Source organism: Pseudarthrobacter sp. NIBRBAC000502771 (assembly GCF_006517215.1).
Lineage (GTDB): Bacteria > Actinomycetota > Actinomycetes > Actinomycetales > Micrococcaceae > Arthrobacter > Arthrobacter niigatensis.
Genome location: NZ_CP041187.1, coordinates 4,332,030 through 4,349,560 on the forward strand (window position 1 = coordinate 4,332,030; position 17,531 = coordinate 4,349,560).

A 17,531-nucleotide genomic window follows, 5' to 3' on the forward strand; every position below is an offset into this window, starting at 1 on the left:
TTAAGGCGCGGGCGGGACTGTTGGTATGCCCGAACCGAATGTAGTGAAAGGAAGAACCGATGAACCTCAAGAGCATGACCCAGGGCGTGGCCCTCTCGGGCGTGGTACTGGGATCCGTCGTGACGGCGGCGCAACCGGCAACGGCTGCAGCCGTACCCGGTCCGATCGATGTGTCGTTTCCGGTGTCCTGCCCCGGTTTCGACGTCACTTTGTCGGCCCAAGGCAAGTTGGGGGTAATTGACCTGCCGGGGGGACGCCAGTTCATTACCGGACCTAACCTGAAGGCCACCGTCACCGGGCCGGGGGGCTCCGCCAGCTACGTGATCACCGGCCTGACCAAGATTCAGAACTTGTCCGACGGTGGCCAGTTCGTCACAGCGACTGGCGCGAACCTCATTGCCGTTCCTAAGGCCAACGGACATCCCGCAGGACTTTACTTTACGAGAGGAACAGTGAGTTGGACGCTCAACGCTGATGGGTCGGAAAGGGGCGGAAAGTTTACTGGGAAGGGCACAGTGACTGACGTGTGCGCTGCCGTCGCATAACCCAGCACCAAGGGCGCGGCTGGACGGTGCATCATGCCGCCAGCGGCGCCCCGAAAAGCTCCTCCACGAGTCGCTCCAGGTGGTCGGGGATGTCTGCCTCGGCACTGTGTTCCCCGCGGCCCAGGAAGACTGCGGTGCCGCGGATCCCGTCGAGGTCCAGCCCGCATTCATGCATCAGCTGGCCGGCCCGGAAATTAACCGGCAAAAGCATGGTGACGCTTTCCGCGTTGAGGTAGACATGCCAGTCACCGCGGATCACCGATTCGAGCGGGCCGCCCACCAAGGCCTCCAAAGCCTGCGGGTCCGCCTCCACCTGCTCGATGCGGATGGGCTCGGACGTGCTGGCCGGTACTACGAGTGCGGTGTAAGTTCTGGTGTTCATCGTTCGTCTCTCCATAGGTCTTAACACCTGGGGAGACGGCAGTGTTCCCAGAATGCGTCCGGGCTGGAACGGACGACGCCGGCACTTCCCCAAGTGCCGTCGTCGCACCTTCCCGTCCTGGCAGGGAAGGCGACCGGGTAAACTTGTGCAGTCATGCGCTGTTCCTACTTTGATGCCGGCACCTGCCGCTCCTGCACCCAGATGGGCATGCCCTACGGTGAGCAGCTGGCCGGCAAACAGCTGCACTGCCAGACCCTCCTCGCCGGACACATGGAACTGGAGTGGCTGGAGCCCGTGGCCAGCCAGGAGTCCGGCTTCCGCAACAAAGCCAAGATGGTGATCGGCGGGACGGCACAAAACCCCACCATCGGAATCCTCGACGCTGACGGGCACGGCGTGGACCTGCGCAAATGCGGCGTCTGCTCCCCCGGCCTGCGCGCCGTCTTCCCGGTGCTGGCCACCTACATCCGCCGGCTCCGCCTGACCCCCTACGACGTTCCGAAACGCACCGGGGAACTCAAGCACGTCATCATCACCGAGTCCCCCGCCGGTGAGGTGATGCTCCGCCTGGTCCTCCGCTCCGAGCAGACCCTGCCGCGGATCCGGAAGCACCTCCCCGAACTCCTGGCCGACCTGCCGCAGGTCAAGGTGGTCTCCGTCAACCTGCTCCCGGAGCACAAAGCGGTGCTCGAAGGCGACCGCGAGATCCTGCTGACGGAGCAGTCCACCCTGGAGATGCGGGTCAATGACATCAACCTGCACCTGCGGCCGCAGAGCTTCTTCCAGACCAACACCGGCATGGCCGCGGCCCTGTACCGGCAGGGGCGGGAGTGGGTCAACGAGCTGGCGCCGGCCTCGGTGTGGGACCTGTACTGCGGCGTGGGCGGTTTCGCGCTGCACAGCGCTGCCCCGTCCCGTACAGTCACCGGCATCGAGACCAGCAGCGAGGCGATCGCCTCGGCCCGGCTCAGCAGTGACGAGGCTGGCCTGGCAGGCATGGAGTTCCAGGCCGGCGACGCCACCGCGTTCGCCCTCGCGGCGGAGCGGTCACCGGACCTGGTGATCGTGAACCCGCCGCGGCGCGGCATCGGCAAGGAGTTGTGCGGCTGGCTGGAGTCCTCGGACGTGCAGCACGTGGTGTACTCCAGCTGCAACGCCCAGTCGCTGGCCCGTGACCTGGCCGCGCTCCCTTCCTTTACCGCCCGGCGTGCCCGTGTCCTGGACATGTTCCCGCAGACCACGCACTACGAGGTCATGGTGCTGCTGGAACGGACGGCCTAGCGCCGTCCGGTAGCCCCGGGCTCAGGTGCGGACGCGTTCGACGGCGGCCGCACCGGCTTCGCGCCCGATCGACCGGAGGCCCGCCGCCACCCCCGCGGCGTCGGCTGCGGAGCGGTTCTGGCTCAGTTTCTCCTTCGCCTCGATCCGGCTGACCACCAGCTCCACGCCCACGATCGCGCGCAGCTGCCCGGCGACGAATTTCCCCGGAGCGTCGTCAACGGCCCACGGATCCTGCCGGCCGCCCTCATGCAAGGCCGTCAGGTGCCGGACGTGCCGTGCCAGCCAGCCGGCGTCGTCATGGACCACCAGCTCCCCGTAGACGTGCGCCGTGCTGTAGTTCCAGGTGGGGACCACCCGGCCGTGTTCGGCTTTGGAGGCATACCACGACGGAGAAACGTAGTCGTCCGGGCCCTGGATGATGGCCAGCGCTTCACCTGTAGGCACAGTGGACCACTGCGGGTTGTTCCGGGCCATGTGCGCCTGGAGGGCACCGTGCTCCCCCACCCGCGGATTGAACGCGAAGGGCAGCAGCGTTGCCAGCAGGCCGCCGTCGGTCATGGTCACCAGGTTGGCAGCGCCGGGGTGCGCCAACAGGTTCCGGACGGCGTCGGGTTCGGCGGCGAAATGGGAAGGAATGTACATGGGAGTCCTTTCAGGTGGTCAGGCGGTTGCCTTGAGCCGGACGCGGACGGCCGCGGCGGCACAGAGGATGACGGCAAGGGCGCCGATGGCGGTGGTCCACGTCAGTGCCTCCCCCAGCAGGAGCGCGGCCCAGCAGATACTCAGGATGGGCTGAAGCAGCTGGATCTGGCTCACCTGTGCCATAGGGCCGATCGCCAGGCCCCGGTACCAGGCGAAGAAGCCAAGGAACATGCTCACCACGGCCAGGTAGCCGAACGCCGCCCACTGGGTCGGACTGGCCGACGGCGGCTGGCCCTGGACGGAGGCCGCGGCCAGGACCAGCATGGCCGGCGCGGCGAGGACCAGCGCCCAGGCGATGGTCTGCCACGAGCCGAGTTCCCTGGCCAGCAGGCCACCCTCCGCATATCCGACGGCGGCGCAGGCCACGGCCCCGAGCAGCAGGAGGTCCGCCCAGTGCAGGTGGCCGATACCGCCCGCCTGCAGGAAGGCGAAGGCAACCGCTGCCAACGAGCCGAGCACAGTCACGGCCCAGAAGGCCGCCGTTGGCCGCTCCCCCGTCCTCAGCACCGCGGCAGTGGCCGTGGCGGCGGGCAGGAGCGCAATGACCACGGCACTGTGCCCGGCCGGCACCGCGGTAAGCGCGTAGGACGTAAGCAAAGGAAAGCCTGCGACGACGCCGCCGGCCACGAGCGCAAGGCGCAGCCAGGTGCGTGGGCGCGGCAGCCGCTGCCGGGTGATCGCGAGTGCTGCGGCGGCAAGGACGGCGGCCGCCACTGCACGGCCGGAACCGATAAACAACGGCGGCAGGCCGGCGACGGCCACCTTGGTGAAGGGAACCGTGAAGGAGAAGGCCGCGACACCCATCAGGCCCCACCAGATCCCGGAGGACCGCCGGGGCTGTATCACTGGGCTCTCCAGCACAGTAGCGCTACTATGTTCTCTCATGAACAACGATAGCAGTTCACGGATCGTGGCGGCACTCCGGCAGTGGGTTGCGGAAGCGGCCCCGGGAGCGAAACTGCCCTCCACCCGGCAACTGGTGGCCGAGTACCACGCGAGCCCGGTGACGGTCCAGAAAGCCCTGCAGGCGCTGGCTTCGCAGGGCCTGATCGACAGCCGGCCCGGCGTCGGGACGTTCGTCCGCGCCGTACGCACCGCCCGCCCGTCGGACTTCGGCTGGCAGACCGCAGCGCTGCGGTCGCCCTCATCGCCGCTCCCGCCGTCGTCGGGCACCATGCGGACGGTCCCCGCCGAGGCCATCTGGTTCCACTCCGGCTACCCGGACCGGGAGCTGTTGCCGGAGCGGCTGGTCCGGTCCGCACTGGCCCGTGCTGCCCGCGGCGACGCCGCGCTGTCCCGGCCACCTGCCGCCGGAATGCCCGAACTGCAGCAGTGGTTCGCCCAGGAGCTCGGCTCGGCAACCCCGTCCGGGACTACGCCACCAACGCCCAGTGACGTGATCGTGCTGCCGGGCAGCCAAAGCGGACTCAGCTCCATCTTCCGGGCCCTGGTGGGCGCCGGGCAGCCGCTGCTCATCGAATCGCCGTCATACTGGGGCGCCATACTCGCCGCCGCCCAGACCGGGGTGCGGCTGGTCCCGGTGCCCACCGGGCCGGACGGCCCGGACCCCGCGGACGTTGACCGCGCCTTTGCGGAGACTGGAGCGCGGGCGTTCTACGTGCAGCCCAACTATTCCAATCCCACGGGCGGGCAGTGGGCGCCGGGCCGTGGCGACGAGATCCTGGACGTTGCCCGCCGGCACGGCGCGTTCCTGGTGGAGGACGACTGGGCCCACGACTTCGGCATCACTTCAAACCCCCTTCCGCTGGCCACGCGCGATGATTCCGGCCACGTGGTCTACATCAGGTCCTTGACCAAGAGCGTGTCAACGGCCATCCGCATTGCCGCCGTGATCGTGCGCGGTCCGGCGCGCGAACGCATCCTGGGCCACCGCGCCGCCGAGTCCATGTATGTGAGCGGACTCCTGCAGGCTGCGGCACTGGACGTGGTCACGCAACCAGGATGGCAGACCCACCTGCGGAGCCTCCGCCAGCAGCTCCAGTCCCGCCGCGACCTGCTGGCCACCAGCATCCGGGAACACGTCCCGCAGGCACACATCGACAACCTGCCCAAAGGCGGGCTCAACCTGTGGGTGCGCCTCCCGGACACCACCGACCTTCCCAGGCTGGCGCGCGACTGCGAGGACGCCGGAGTGATCATCGCCGCCGGCACCGAGTGGTTTCCGGCCGAGTCTGCCGGAGCGTTCATCCGCCTTAACTATTCCGGCCCGAACCCGGGCGCCTATCCCGAAGGTGCCCGGATCATCGGCGAGGCCCTGGCCCGGAACAGCGGCTAGGCACCGGCCCCGTGCGCCAACCCGTTAGCCCGGCGCCAGCCGTCGTTCACCGGGCCGCCACTCCCGGTTCATTACCGATGAGTAACTTGAGAGCTCCTGTTGAGACCCCAACCTTAAGAGGCCCCCTCCATGAGCTCCACACCAAACCGGCGCGCCCTGACCCTGGCCGCGTCGCTGATAGTTGCCGTTTGCGCGGCTGCCGGCGCTGCCGCGGCGCAGGCCAATGTCCCGGAGCAGGGCACCAGCCCAGCCGCCGGAACCCACCATGACACCTCCACGGAACTGGCCAACGCGTTCGACGCCGTCAACCGCAACACCGCCTGGCAGCAGACGTCCAAGCTGAAACTGAACTTCCCCACTTACCACACAGAGGGAATCGCCTACAGCCAGGACCACATCTTCCTCTCGGCCGTGCAGATCCTCGAACCCACCGCCAAGTACCCCACTCCGCAGGGCGGCTACGACCGCACGCCCGGCAAGGGCATCGGACATCTGTTCGTCATGGATAAGGCCGGCAACCTGCAAAAGGACATCACCCTTGGCGAGGGCGACATGTACCACCCCGGTGGCATCGACTTTGACGGCACCAACGTGTGGGTGCCGGTGGCCCAGTACCGGCCGGACAGCAGCGCCATCATCTACAAGGTTGATGCGCAGACCCTGGACGTGCACAAGCAGTTCCAAGTCAAGGACCACTTCGGCGGCATTGTCCTGGACAAGCAGACCGGACACCTGGTGGGCAACACCTGGGGCTCCCGGCGGTTCGCGGAGTGGGACCTGCAGGGCAAGGAATTGTCCACGTGGGAAAACCCGAACTACTTCATCGATTACCAGGACTGCCAGTACGTACCCAATGCGAAGATGCTCTGCGGCGGAGTGACCAACCTCCCGCAGACTCCCTCTGCCGGGGGCACAGCAGCTACCTATGAACTGGGTGGCATGGCGATGATCGACCTGAAGTCCCATGAGGTGACCCGCGAGGTCCCGTTCCAGCAGTGGTCCACCGCCGGGCACGTGGCCACCCGCAACCCGTTCAAAATGACCGCCGACGGCAACCACCTCAGCATGACGGTGGCCCCGGACAACGGTGAAGAAGGCAACGGCACGGAAATCCTCACCTACGAAGCCGACGTCACCCCGGCCAAATAGCCCCAGACCCGCCGCTCCCCGCGGCGCCCGCATCACCTGAAACGATTGGATACCCCATGCCATCCATGGCACCCCCCACCCGAAAAAGAATTGCCGCCGCCACCGGCGCGGCAGCACTCGCCGCTTCAGCCCTGACGGCCGGACTCGTCGGCTTCAGCGCCGCACCCGCGACTGCCGTTACGGCTCAGGGCAACACCGCCACGCCGATCAAGCATGTGGTGGTGCTCTTCCAGGAAAATGTCTCCTTTGACCACTACTTCGCCACCTACCCCAACGCGGCCAACGCTCCAGGCGAAACCCAACAGGGTACCGGCACCGCAGCGGCTGCCTTCAAGGCATCCGAGGACACCCCCAAGGACATCAACACCCTCGCCAGCGCTGGCCTGCTGGCCCCGAACAACCCCAACTCCGTCCAGCCGGCGCGGCTGTCCCCCATGCAGGCTGTCACCTGCGACCAGGACCATGAGTACACGGCCGAGCAGAAGGCGTACAACGGCGGCCTGATGGATAAATTCGTGGAGTTCACCAGCAAGGACGCCTGCGCGCCCAACCAGTACGGCCGCCCCGGACTGACCATGGACTATTACGACGGCAACACGGTCACCGGAATCTGGAACTACGCCCAGAACTATGCCATGAGCGACAACCACTTCAGCACCGTCTTCGGCCCCTCAACCCCGGGCGCGCTGAACCTGGTCTCCGGCCAGACCCACGGCGTCAAGGAATACACGGCCGCCGGGCAGCCGGTGACACCCACCGCCAGTGACTACACCGTCCGCGTCCCCGATGCCAACGGCGTTGGCACCATGATCAATGACCCGGACCCGGTCTACGACGACTGCTCCAACAACAGCCACGCCAAGGCCAACAACCTCGCCGGCATGACCGGCAAGAACATCGGCGACCTGCTCAACGACCAGGGCGTGTCCTGGGGCTGGTTCCAGGGCGGCTTCGCGCCCACCACAGCGGCAACTGCCACTACCCCGGCGGCCTGCAAGGGCACCCACAACAACGTAGCCGGCGTCTCCAGCACGGACTACAACCCGCACCACCAGCCCTTCCAGTACTACGCCTCCACCGCCAACCCCCACCACCTCGCCCCGGCGAACGACGCAGAAATCGGCCACAACGGCCAGGCCAACCACCAGTACGACCTGACCGACTTCAGCAAGGTGGTCAACAGCGACAACATGCCTGCCGTGTCCTTCCTGAAGGCCTCCAACTTCCAGGACGGCCACGCCGCCTACTCGGACCCCGTCGATGAGCAGAACTTCGTCACCAAGACAGTCAACGAGATCCAGCAGTCCAAGAACTGGGAGGACACCGCCATCGTCCTCGCCTACGACGATTCCGATGGCTGGTACGACCACGTCGCCGCCAAGGTGAAGAACGCCTCCAACAGCCCCGACGACGCCGCATGGTGCCAGAACGCCGCAGCGCACGGCATCCCCGTGGCCGGCGGCGACGCCGACCGCTGCGGACCCGGCCCCCGCCAGCCGCTGGTGGTCATCTCCCCCTTCGCGAAGAAGAACTTCGTGGACCACACTGAAACAGACCAGGCCTCGATCCTGAAGTTCATTGAGGACAACTGGCACACCGGACAGATCGGCGACTCCTCGGCCGATGCGACCGCCGGGTCAATGGAGGCAATGTTCAACTTCCACCACGAGCGCAACGACAAGGTCCTGCTCAACGAGCAGACAGGCGCGGTCGCCTCGATCACCCACAACGGGCACCCGCGGGCCAATGACATAACCCTCTTCACAGCATGAACGGCGGAAGCGCTGCCCGGCAGGAGCCGGGCAGCGCTTCCTCCGTTAATGGCTCAAGATTTGCGCTTAATCCGTTCTCCGCCAGAAGGCGAAGCTACGCTGGCCGTGCCATCCGCATCCAGCACACGCCATTGGGGGACGCATGCCTGCCTTCCGAAATTTTCCCATTCATCGGCCGGCGCTTGGCCGCGCATGCGCCGCGGCTGCCGTCGTCCTCCTGCTGGCCGGCTGCTCAACCCAAGCTTCGCTGTCCCTTGCTGGCAGCCCCGCCAGTGAAGACGCCACGGCAACTCCTGCCGCGAAAGCGGCCGCCGACAAGGCAGCAGCCGGACAGGCAGCGAAAGCAGCGGCAGAAAAGGCAGCTGCTGCCAAAGCTGCGGCGGACAAGGATGCCGCAGACAAAGCCGCTGGAGAGGCTGCAGCCCGGCAAGCCGCCGAAACCAAGGCAGCCCAGGACGCGGCCGCCGCAAAGGCCGCAGCGGAAGCGGCCGCCAAGGCCGCCGCGCCTCCCGCGCCGGCGGCCCAGCCCGTGCCGGGGACGAATCCGGGCTGCGACCCCAACTACTCAGGGTGCGTACCCATCGCTTCAGATGTGGACTGCGCCGGCGGTAGCGGCAACGGGCCGGCGTACGTGCGCGGGCCCGTCCAGGTCATTGGCCGCGATATCTACGGCTTGGACGCGGACCACGACGGAGTGGGCTGCGAGCGGTAGGACCCGCAGCGACTCAGGCGCGGACCTTGACCAGTTCTTCGCTCTTCTCCCACAACCCGCGCGCCAGTTCAGCGTCGTAGGCCTGGGCGGAAGCCTTGGCCAGGGCCCGCTTGGCGTAGTAGGCGCCGGAGATCCAGTCCGTTCCTGCGGTGCCGTTAATGAGCCAGAGCATGGTGTCGGCCCCCTGGTCCGGGCTCAGCATGAAGCGGTTCAGCAAGGTGGTGTAGGCGTGCCGCCACGGACTCCCGGACTCCGCTGCGAAGTTGGTGCGGACCACGCCCGGGTGGAATGCCGCCGTCGTGATTCCCTGGTCATGGAAGCGGCGGTGCAGTTCGGAAGTGAAGAGGATGTTGGCGAGCTTGCCCGTGCCGTAGGCGCGGTTGGTGCTGTATCCGTATTCGGCATTGAGGTCGAAGAGGTCCAGTTTGCCGAAGTTGTTCGCGGCGCTGGAGGTGTTGATCACCTTGGCGCTGCTGGCAGTGAGGGTGTCCATGAGAAGGGTGGTCAGGAGGAACGGCGCCAGGTGGTTGACCTGGAACGTCGACTCGTTGCCGTCCACGGTGAGCGTCCGCTTGCCCATGATCCCGCCGGCGTTATTCGCCAGGACATCGATGCGCGGGTACTTGTCCTTGATTTTCGCAGCAAGGTCCCGGACCTGTGACAGCTGGGCGAAATCGGCCAGGTAGTAGTCGGCGCCGATGTCCCCGGCCAGGGCGCGGGTCTTCTCGGCGGAACGGCCTACCACGACCACCTGCTCCCCCGCCCTGGCCAGCGTCCGCGCGGCTGCGGCTCCGATGCCGTCGCTGGCGCCGGTAATCACAATGGTGCGTGGAGCAGTCACGGGGTGTCCTTTGGTTGGCCGGCGGCGCGCCGGCATGGCACGCCAAGGGGGATAACGACGGCGGGACGGCAGGTGTTCCCGGGCGCTGGCCTCCCCGCCGCCCCGCGGCGGCATCGCGGCACGTTGGGAGGCAGTCCGGCGCACCTGCAGGCAGGAGTAAATGTCCTACTTATTCACTTTTGGGGTGTCATACGTCATACTTATTGCGGCAGCCACCAGTTTCGTTGGCCGCCCTACCCCATATCGAGGAAGCAACATGCAATCCCTTCTCCTTCCCGCCGCCACAGAGCCGTGGAACGGACACGACACCCAACTGGTCGTAGTCGCCGCCATCGGCATTGCGCTGATCGTATTCCTGATCGTAAAACTCAAGCTCCATCCCTTCCTGTCGCTGGTCCTCGGATCGGCGTTCGTCGGCCTCGCCTCCGGGGTTGAACTAGGGAAGGTCATCAGCAACTTCGAAGACGGCGTGGGGGGCACGCTGAAAGAAGTTGGCCTGCTGATCGCGCTCGGCGCCATGCTGGGCAAGCTCCTGGCAGATTCCGGCGGCGCCAACCGCGTCGTGGACACCCTGCTCGGCAAAGTGTCCCCGAAGGTCCTCCCCTGGGCCATGGCCCTGGTCGCCGTCATCATCGGTTTGCCGATGTTCTTCGAAATCGGCCTCGTGCTGCTGCTGCCCGTCATCGTCCTGGTGGCCCAGCGGTCGGGCCGGAAGCTGATGCGCGTAGCCATCCCGGCCCTCGCCGGCCTCTCCGTCCTGCACGGCCTCGTCCCGCCGCACCCGGGCCCCCTCGTGGCCATCTCCAGCCTGAACGCCCCGTTGGGAATCACCCTGGCCCTAGGGCTCCTGATCGCCATTCCCACGGTCATCATCTGCGGCCCGCTGTTCGCCATTTACGCTGCGCGCTGGGTCCCGGTGGATGCCCCGAAGGTGGCCGGCGGCATAGATACCGAGCACACCCAGGCCGACCCCGACGTCAAGCGCCAGCCCACATTCCTCATCACCCTGCTGACCATCGTCTTCCCTGTGGTGCTGATGCTCCTCAAGGCCGTGGTGGACATTGTTGACCCCAACGCCAAGAACCCAAGCGCGGCCCGCGTCTTCTTCGACTTCATCGGTGAACCGTTGGTTGCCATGACCCTGGCGGTCCTGCTGGCCCTGGTGACGTTCGGCTACGCCGTCGGCTTCACCGGCACCAAAATCGGAGCCAAGATCGGCGCCTCCGTCGGGCCCATCGCAGCCGTGATCCTGATCGTGGGCGCAGGTGGCGGTTTCAAGCAGACCCTCATCGGCGCCGGAGTGGGCGATGCGGTTGCCAAATGGGCCACCGGAGCCAATATCTCCGTCCTGGTCCTGGGCTTCCTCATCGCAGTGGCTATCCGGCTCGCAACCGGTTCAGCCACGGTGGCAACGGTGACGGCGGCAGGCATCGTAGCGCCCCTCGCAGCAAGCCTCTCCCCCGGGCACGCAGGCCTGCTGGTCCTCGCTGTGGGCGCCGGTTCCCTGTTCCTCTCCCACGTGAACGATGCCGGCTTCTGGCTGGTCAAGGAACTCTTCGGCCTGACCGTTGGCCAGACCTTCAAAACCTGGTCCGTCATGGAAACCCTCATCTCCGTGGTCGGGTTCGCGCTGGTCATGATCCTGTCCGTGGTGATCCCTTGATGAACGCCGCGATCACTCCCGGCTCCGTCCAGCAGCCGGTCCTGGTCATCATGGGCGTATCCGGGTCCGGCAAGTCGACGGTGGCGGGTATCCTGGCGGGCCAGCTCGGCTGGGACCTGGAGGAAGGAGATGACCTGCACCCGGCCGAAAACGTGGCGAAGATGGCTTCCGGGATCCCGCTGACCGACGAGGACCGCTGGCCCTGGCTGGACACGATTGCCTCGTGGATCATCGAGCACACGATGGCCGGCATCCCCGGCATCATCACCTGCTCGGCCTTGAAAAAGATCTATCGGGACCGGCTCCGCGAGAAAAACGTCGTCTTCGTGCACCTGTCCGGTTCCAAGGAACAGATCGGCCGCCGGCTGACGGCGCGGATGGACCACTACATGCCCCCGTCCCTGCTGGATTCGCAGATCGCCACGCTTGAGCCGCCGGGGCCGGACGAGAACACCATCGTGGTGGATGTCGGGCGCACTCCGGCCGAAGAAGCCGCAGAAGTCGTCAGGCGCCTGGGCCTCTCACCGGCGTCCGGTTCAACCGAACTGGGCCACCCCCACCCCGGCCGGTCATCCGCGGCAGGACGGCCCGGGGACACCGCCGGCGCGTAGGCCTGTCCGCGCCGGCAGGCGGCAACACCGGCGTGCCCGGCTGGAACAAATGCTCCAGCCGGGCACGTAACCAGATTTCTCAGTCGACGACAACCACCTTGCCCACCATGCCCATGTAGTCATGGAGTGCGCAGATGTAACGGAATGTTCCGGTCTCGTTGAACGTGACTTCGAATGTCACGCCCGGAGGGATGATTCCGGAGTTAAGGTCACCGCCGGTGAAATTGTCCGGTGTCCCCGACAGGACGAAAAATTTCGCCGGCTCATTGCCGAAGGTTACGGTGTGTGGAGCACCCATACCGCTATTGACGAACGACACCTTTCCGCCAACGTGCACCGTGACAGTCGGCTGGACGAAGCGCATGACCATTGCCACGCCGTCGTCACCGCCGGCCATGACCTTGTGGTTGCTTGCTTGCTCGGCCAGCGACTCGTCGAGCTGTTCGCCGTCACGAATGATGGACCGCGCATGCACCTCTGACCAGTGATCGTAGTCCGCCTGGCTGTAGGGGTAATCGGTGCCACGGTCGCGCACGTGGACGGTGCCCTTCATCATCTTGCCGTGGACCAGGCAGTAGTAGGTGAAGTCGCCTTCGCGCGGGAAGGTCAGGCTGTAGTCCTTGACGGTCGGGAAGCCCGGGACATCCACATTGGCCATGATTCCCGAGTTGTAGTACGACTTCCCGTCGTAGTGATCCTTTCCGCGCTGCTGCAGTTCATTTGGATCGAATGGATTGAAGTCCGTCAGCGGCTGGCCCGCCGCCAGGAAGGTCACCGTGTGGATCTCCGCAGCGTTTGCGTGCCACATGATGGTGTCCCGCTCGTTGATGAAGATCTCCGAGGGAAGGAACGCCATCCCCTGGATTTCCTGGTCGCTGGACTCAGAGCCCACTTGCACATGCCAGGTCCGGTGGCCCCCGTCGCCGGCCGAGGCCGGTCCCGCGACGGCCATGGAGGCCAGCAGTGAAACAGCGAATGCAACGATGAACGACAATATCTTGAATCTTGGATTGATTCCCCGATTATTCTTCATAGGAATGCTTTCTCGAACTGCCATCGGCCAGAGGCGATGAGCAGCTGCAGCCGGTCCAACGCAGTGGACAACTGGCCGGACGGGCCGCTGTTTTCGGAGTGAAGGTGCCAGCTGCCGATGCCGGGGAGCGCGGGCAACTGGTGCCGGCCGACTTACGTGCCGGACATGCACCACCCCATCTGGTGCCGCGTCATTGGAGTTTTCCAAACGCCGCCGTGGGCGTGGGATTGGCACGCTGCGTACGTACGCACCTAATAGATTGCTCCTTCAACAGTCCTTTGTCGAGGAGGAAATATTAGCCGGATGCCCATTGCCGGTTAAACAAAAAAGCAGGGCCTGCCGATGAACGGCAAGCCCTGCTTGGAAACCTAACGGTCCCGGATCCCTAGGAAATTAGAGAGCCTGGATGTTGGTGGCCTGGGGACCCTTGGGGCCCTGCTCGGTGTCGAAGGAAACCTTCTGGTTCTCTTCGAGGGAGCGGAAGCCGGAGGAGTTGATCGCGGAGTAGTGCGCGAACACGTCCTGCGAGGAGTCGTCCGGGGAGATGAAGCCGAAGCCCTTTTCAGCGTTAAACCATTTGACGGTACCAGTAGCCATTATTTTGTCCTTCGTGAAGGTGGAGGGAACGTCCCGACTTTCGGGCCCTCCGGCGTGGGGTGTTCAAAAACCGCTACTTCAGAAGAACACGGACTTTCGACCGCGCGTACTGCCTGAACTACCAACTGCATAAACACAACAACAGGATCTACACTACAGGAGATTTGACGCATACCTAATTGCATGCCTGCCGGGTCCGGATCACGCCTCCGCCGCATCCTGCAGTGCCGTGCTGTAGCGGGTGTACCCGGGACGGAGCCGGACGGAGCCTGCGCCTACCACCGCTATGTCCTCCCAAAGCACCAGGAACGCGCCGCGGTGCCGCCACCGGAGCATTCGAGCCAGCAGCCACGGCCGGGTGAGTCCGTTCCGTTCATAGCCCAGGAAAGATGCCGCGCTGTGCGGGCTGATGACCAGGCCCAGCAGCCGCGGCTCGGCCATCAGCTGGTGCGCGGTGCCGTCCAACGCAAACCGGACGTCGGCCACGCGGCCCAGCCACCCGCCGTCGGCATCCTGGACGGTATTGCCCAGCAGGTCACCGAGGATCATGGCGGCCTCCCGGGATGCGCGCAATGATCTTGTCCCGTACCCAACGTTCCACCCAGCCTGCATCCAGCGACTCTCCGCTGACGCCCAGCCGAACCACTACGCCCACCTCCGCCACGTCTTTCCAGGGAATGCGGATCAGCCGGGACGACGGCGGCCTGCCGCCGAAGACGCGCGTCCCCAGGACCGGCCCGGTCAGCAGCGCACTAAGGACAGGCGCGGGTGTTCCGGGCTCAATGGCATCATCCACGGCAGGGCCTGCCAGTTCGAGGTCGTCGACGGTGGTGACCGGAACGCCGTCGTGGTCCAAAACCTGCCGGTCCAGCAGGTGCAGCTGCGCATCCAGGATCCGCCCGGCCACTTTCGGCGCGGGACGCAGCGGGCCAGGCTGGGCTGTCATGCGCCAGCTCCTGTCACGATCATGAGGGGGATGGCGGCTATGGAGGCCACCAGGATGATCACCAGGTAGACCATGCCCAGCGCGTTGACCACCCGTCCGTTCACATGCTCGCGCATGTACTGCGGATCGTTGGCCACGATGAGGATGGGCAGGTAGGTCAAGGGCAGCGCAATGGCGGAAAACACCACCGAGTACTCGGTGACCAGCACGGGGTCTACCCCGGTGGCCAGCACCGCGATGCCCGCCAGCAGGCACACAATCATGGACAGGTGGAAGCGGGCGGCCTCCGCCGGGCGGCGGAACTTGCCCCAGGACCAGCCAAAGAACTGGGCCAGGGTGTAGCCGCTGGAAAGCGTGGTTTCCAGGGCTGCGCCGAAAGTCGCCGCCACGATCCCCAGCAGGACCAGCGCCAGGCCGATCTTTCCTGCGCCCTCCGCCACAGGCAGGATCACCTGGGACAGCGACGTCACCGATATGCCGGCGGGCAACAGGACGACGGCGGCGCACGCGGCTATGGACACGGACAACAAGCCGCCAAGCGGGAATCCGACCAGGACGTTGATCCGCTCCTGGAGCAGGTCCTTCACCGTCCACCCCTCCTCCACAGCGCCTGAGGAGAAGAAGAACACCTCGTACGGGGTCATCGCGGCGCCGAACAGGGCGATGGCGTAGTAGCTGTAGGTCCACACCGTTTCCTGCTCCGGCACCGCGGGAGTGAGTTGCCCGGCCAGCGAGCCCCAGTCCGGCTTGAGCAGGAACAGTGCCACCGCAAAGATGACCAAGGTCAGCCCCAGCAGGCCTGTGACGTTCTCCATGATGGAGAACCGGACGCGCCATACCACCAGCCACACGGCCAGCGCCGCCACCGGAATCCAGAGCAGGTAGTAGACGCTGCTGGCCAGCTGGAGCGCCAGGGCAACGCCGCCGATCTCCGCCGTCACGGTCATGAGGTTGATCAGGAAGGACGCCGCCAGGTTGGCCAGCCCGGCCCGGGCGCCGAGCCGTTCGCGGATCACCTCAAACGTGGCCCGGCCGGACGCGGCAGCCACCCGGCCGGACATGTTGGCGAAAAGGCAGATCCCCAGCACGCCGAGGGCCACCACCCACACCAGGGACAGGCCGAAGCGGGAGCCCACGACGGCGTTGGTTACCAGGTCTCCGATGTCCACGAACCCGCCAATCGCGGTGAGGATCCCGAGTGCGACGCGGAGGAGCCGTTTCATGGGTGGGCCTTCACGGGGACGCCACCGTGCTTTCGAGCTGCTTCAGGACGTCCTGGGCATCCGCGAGCGCTTTGTCACCGTCCGCGAGGGAGGGGGTGCCGCCGTCGCCCGCTGCCAACGCCGCACGCGCCGTGGCGAAGCCGGCGGCGCACTGGTCAAGCGCATCCAATGCCTGCCTCTGGGTGCCGCGGTCCACCGTGGTGGCCGGGGAGAGCTTCAGGACGGTGCTGCGGCTGGACTGGAGTTCCTTGAGACCGTCGTCAAGCGTGGTGGAGGTGGCGGCACGCGTCAGCTTGCCGGCCATGTCCTGGCGGAGGGCGATCCGGGCGGTGGCGACGGCGGAGGAGCTGTCCTTGACGGCCGTGGACACCGACTCGGTGATGCACCGGCCCGGGAAGTTTGACCTGTTCAGAGCAGGATTTGTTGCCTGCCGGGGACCTCCGTGAACGGCCCCTCGACCCCACCGCCAAACGGGCATATCCTGCATCCAGATCCTGCGGACAAACCCCGCCGACGGGAGGCAAAGCCATGGAGATGCCCAAGGCAACCGAGGAAGAAAAAGCGCGGTTCCGCCGCGTGGTCCCCGACCATCCCGGAGTGGTGGTCAAGCCGATGTTCGGCAACCTGGGAGCGTTCGTCAACGGCAACATGTTCGCCGGGCTGTTCGGATCCACCATTGGCGTGAAGCTCTCCCGGGAGGACAAGGAAGTGCTGGAGTCCTCCGAACGGACCGTGCCGTTTGGGCCCGCAGAGCGACCGATGGGCGGGTACACCGGCCTGCCCGAAGTGTGGAATGAAGAGGGCGACGGCGACGAAACCCGGGCGCGGGCATGGGCCGAAAAGGCGCTGGCTTACGTCGGCTCCCTGCCGGCCAAGGAGCCCAAGGCCCGCGCTACCCGGCCGCCCCGGACGGGCGGGTAGCCGTGTCCACCCCGGCAACACCCCGGGAGGAAACCAGCACATCTGGCAGCGCGCGGCTGACGGGCCGCCTGAAGGAGCCATTGTCGTGGAACCGTACCGCGTGATCCTGCTTCCCGGCAGTGTCCTGCCCGCCGGTCCTGCCTATGGCGCGCTGCTGGGAGCCCTGGGAGAAAGCGTTGATGCCGTGGCCAAGGACTTGGAGCTCTACCGAGATGACGCGCCACCGCCTGGCTGGAGCCTGGACACAGAGGGAGACGGCGTGCTCCGCGAGGCGGACGCCCGCGGCTGGGATGCCTTCCACCTGCTGGGCTATTCGGGTGGCGGTGCAGCGGCCCTGGCGCTCACAGCCCGGCACCCGGAACGGCTGCTGAGCCTGGCCCTGCTGGAGCCGGCCTGGGCGGGCGCCTGGGACTGGAGCCCCGAGCACACGCGGCTGTGGCACCGGTACGGTGAACTGGCGGCCCTTCCGCCGGAGCAATTCATGGCATCCTTCATGCGGCTGCAGGTGAAGCCCGACGCCGTCCTGCCGCCTCCGCCGCCCGGCCCACCCCCGCCATGGATGGCCAAGCGGCCGGCGGGCATCAGCGCGTTCCTGCACGCGTTCGAAACATATGACCTGGACCGCAGCCGGCTGGCTGCCTTCGAAAAGCCGGTGCTCTTTGTCCTCGGCGGCATGAGCAGCCCGGATGAGCAGGGGGACAACGCCGCCCGCTTGTCCCGCGTCTTCGCCGATTACCGGCTGGAGGTATTTCCCGGACGGCACCACTTCGATCCCCCGCACCGTGCGGAACCCGAACGGGTCGCGGCGCTGCTGCGAGCGCACTGGGACCGGGCAGGGGCGCAGGCACTTTCCTAGC

The 17,531-nt window shown here is 66.3% G+C and carries 20 protein-coding genes; 10 read left to right on the top strand and 10 right to left on the bottom strand.

All coding sequences use genetic code 11. The annotated features are described in order from the left end of the window. The first annotated feature begins 59 nt into the window (after positions 1 to 59). On the top strand, positions 60 to 545 hold the full coding sequence (locus tag NIBR502771_RS20050; protein WP_141161253.1) for a hypothetical protein: 486 nt from the start codon (positions 60 to 62) through the stop codon (positions 543 to 545). Positions 546 to 576: 31 nt separating this feature from the next. Here the strand turns inward: NIBR502771_RS20050 and NIBR502771_RS20055 are convergent, their stop codons facing one another. Further along, the gene (locus tag NIBR502771_RS20055; protein ID WP_141161254.1) at positions 577 to 927 is read right to left on the bottom strand and encodes a hypothetical protein; all 351 of its coding nucleotides are present in this window, start codon (positions 925 to 927) and stop codon (positions 577 to 579) included. A gap of 153 nt (positions 928 to 1,080) precedes the next feature. On the opposite strand from NIBR502771_RS20055, the gene rlmC reads away from it, so the two are divergent. After that, entirely contained in the window at positions 1,081 to 2,208 is a 1,128-nt protein-coding gene (gene rlmC, locus NIBR502771_RS20060) for a 23S rRNA (uracil(747)-C(5))-methyltransferase RlmC (protein WP_141161255.1), read from the top strand. Between the two features lie 21 nt (positions 2,209 to 2,229). Here the strand turns inward: rlmC and NIBR502771_RS20065 are convergent, their stop codons facing one another. Both NIBR502771_RS20065 and NIBR502771_RS20070 read right to left on the bottom strand, forming a co-directional pair. Next, the gene (locus tag NIBR502771_RS20065; RefSeq protein WP_141161256.1) at positions 2,230 to 2,850 is read right to left on the bottom strand and encodes an FMN-binding negative transcriptional regulator; all 621 of its coding nucleotides are present in this window, start codon (positions 2,848 to 2,850) and stop codon (positions 2,230 to 2,232) included. A gap of 18 nt (positions 2,851 to 2,868) precedes the next feature. Beyond that, positions 2,869 to 3,795, bottom strand: coding sequence for a DMT family transporter (locus NIBR502771_RS20070; RefSeq protein ID WP_141161257.1), 927 nt, complete (start codon positions 3,793 to 3,795; stop codon positions 2,869 to 2,871). Here NIBR502771_RS20070 and NIBR502771_RS20075 point away from each other — a divergent pair. The 4 genes from NIBR502771_RS20075 (at position 3,794) to NIBR502771_RS20090 (ending at position 8,839) form a co-directional block, all read left to right on the top strand. Then, positions 3,794 to 5,206: a PLP-dependent aminotransferase family protein gene (locus tag NIBR502771_RS20075; RefSeq protein ID WP_141161258.1), complete on the top strand. Its 1,413-nt coding sequence runs from the start codon at positions 3,794 to 3,796 to the stop codon at positions 5,204 to 5,206. The two genes, NIBR502771_RS20070 and NIBR502771_RS20075, sit on opposite strands and share 2 nt — an antisense overlap. Positions 5,207 to 5,335: 129 nt before the next feature. Continuing rightward, complete coding sequence (locus NIBR502771_RS20080) at positions 5,336 to 6,355, top strand: DUF6454 family protein (RefSeq protein ID WP_141161259.1); 1,020 nt, start codon at positions 5,336 to 5,338, stop codon at positions 6,353 to 6,355. 56 nt (positions 6,356 to 6,411) lie between these two features. Beyond that, on the top strand, positions 6,412 to 8,127 hold the full coding sequence (locus NIBR502771_RS20085; protein WP_141161260.1) for a phospholipase C: 1,716 nt from the start codon (positions 6,412 to 6,414) through the stop codon (positions 8,125 to 8,127). Between the two features lie 142 nt (positions 8,128 to 8,269). Beyond that, a complete protein-coding gene (locus NIBR502771_RS20090) occupies positions 8,270 to 8,839 on the top strand; it encodes a hypothetical protein (RefSeq protein ID WP_141161261.1) in 570 nt (189 codons plus the stop codon). A 13-nt stretch (positions 8,840 to 8,852) separates the two neighbouring features. Here the strand turns inward: NIBR502771_RS20090 and NIBR502771_RS20095 are convergent, their stop codons facing one another. Next, positions 8,853 to 9,716 (bottom strand): SDR family NAD(P)-dependent oxidoreductase, encoded by an 864-nt coding sequence (locus tag NIBR502771_RS20095; protein WP_141161656.1) that lies wholly within the window; start codon positions 9,714 to 9,716, stop codon positions 8,853 to 8,855. Positions 9,717 to 9,936: 220 nt separating this feature from the next. Between NIBR502771_RS20095 and NIBR502771_RS20100 the strand changes: the two genes are divergently transcribed. Together NIBR502771_RS20100 and NIBR502771_RS20105 are read left to right on the top strand one after the other, a co-directional pair. Beyond that, on the top strand, positions 9,937 to 11,343 hold the full coding sequence (locus NIBR502771_RS20100; protein ID WP_141161262.1) for a gluconate:H+ symporter: 1,407 nt from the start codon (positions 9,937 to 9,939) through the stop codon (positions 11,341 to 11,343). Further along, positions 11,343 to 11,954 (top strand): gluconokinase, encoded by a 612-nt coding sequence (locus NIBR502771_RS20105; RefSeq protein ID WP_141161263.1) that lies wholly within the window; start codon positions 11,343 to 11,345, stop codon positions 11,952 to 11,954. Before NIBR502771_RS20100 ends, NIBR502771_RS20105 begins: the two co-directional genes overlap by 1 nt. A 79-nt stretch (positions 11,955 to 12,033) precedes the next feature. On the opposite strand, the gene NIBR502771_RS20110 is transcribed toward NIBR502771_RS20105, so the two are convergent. From NIBR502771_RS20110 to NIBR502771_RS20135, 6 genes are all read right to left on the bottom strand, one after another. Continuing rightward, entirely contained in the window at positions 12,034 to 12,948 is a 915-nt protein-coding gene (locus NIBR502771_RS20110) for a plastocyanin/azurin family copper-binding protein (RefSeq protein ID WP_246839750.1), read from the bottom strand. 432 nt (positions 12,949 to 13,380) lie between these two features. Next, complete coding sequence (locus NIBR502771_RS20115) at positions 13,381 to 13,584, bottom strand: cold-shock protein (RefSeq protein WP_015936345.1); 204 nt, start codon at positions 13,582 to 13,584, stop codon at positions 13,381 to 13,383. Positions 13,585 to 13,785: 201 nt separating this feature from the next. Further along, positions 13,786 to 14,133, bottom strand: coding sequence for a PRC-barrel domain containing protein (locus tag NIBR502771_RS20120; RefSeq protein ID WP_141161264.1), 348 nt, complete (start codon positions 14,131 to 14,133; stop codon positions 13,786 to 13,788). Continuing rightward, positions 14,120 to 14,530: a hypothetical protein gene (locus NIBR502771_RS20125; protein ID WP_141161265.1), complete on the bottom strand. Its 411-nt coding sequence runs from the start codon at positions 14,528 to 14,530 to the stop codon at positions 14,120 to 14,122. The genes NIBR502771_RS20120 and NIBR502771_RS20125 overlap by 14 nt, the downstream gene beginning before the upstream one ends. Then, positions 14,527 to 15,753 carry an Nramp family divalent metal transporter gene (locus tag NIBR502771_RS20130; RefSeq protein WP_141161266.1) on the bottom strand — a complete coding sequence of 409 codons (1,227 nt, stop codon included), beginning with the start codon at positions 15,751 to 15,753 and terminating at the stop codon, positions 14,527 to 14,529. The genes NIBR502771_RS20125 and NIBR502771_RS20130 overlap by 4 nt, the downstream gene beginning before the upstream one ends. A 10-nt stretch (positions 15,754 to 15,763) precedes the next feature. After that, positions 15,764 to 16,123, bottom strand: coding sequence for a hypothetical protein (locus NIBR502771_RS20135; protein ID WP_141161267.1), 360 nt, complete (start codon positions 16,121 to 16,123; stop codon positions 15,764 to 15,766). A gap of 158 nt (positions 16,124 to 16,281) precedes the next feature. On the opposite strand from NIBR502771_RS20135, the gene NIBR502771_RS20140 reads away from it, so the two are divergent. Together NIBR502771_RS20140 and NIBR502771_RS20145 are read left to right on the top strand one after the other, a co-directional pair. Further along, a complete protein-coding gene (locus tag NIBR502771_RS20140) occupies positions 16,282 to 16,674 on the top strand; it encodes a TfoX/Sxy family protein (protein WP_141161268.1) in 393 nt (130 codons plus the stop codon). A gap of 85 nt (positions 16,675 to 16,759) precedes the next feature. Further along, on the top strand, positions 16,760 to 17,530 hold the full coding sequence (locus tag NIBR502771_RS20145) for an alpha/beta fold hydrolase (protein WP_141161269.1): 771 nt from the start codon (positions 16,760 to 16,762) through the stop codon (positions 17,528 to 17,530). The last annotated feature ends 1 nt before the right edge of the window (position 17,531 follow it).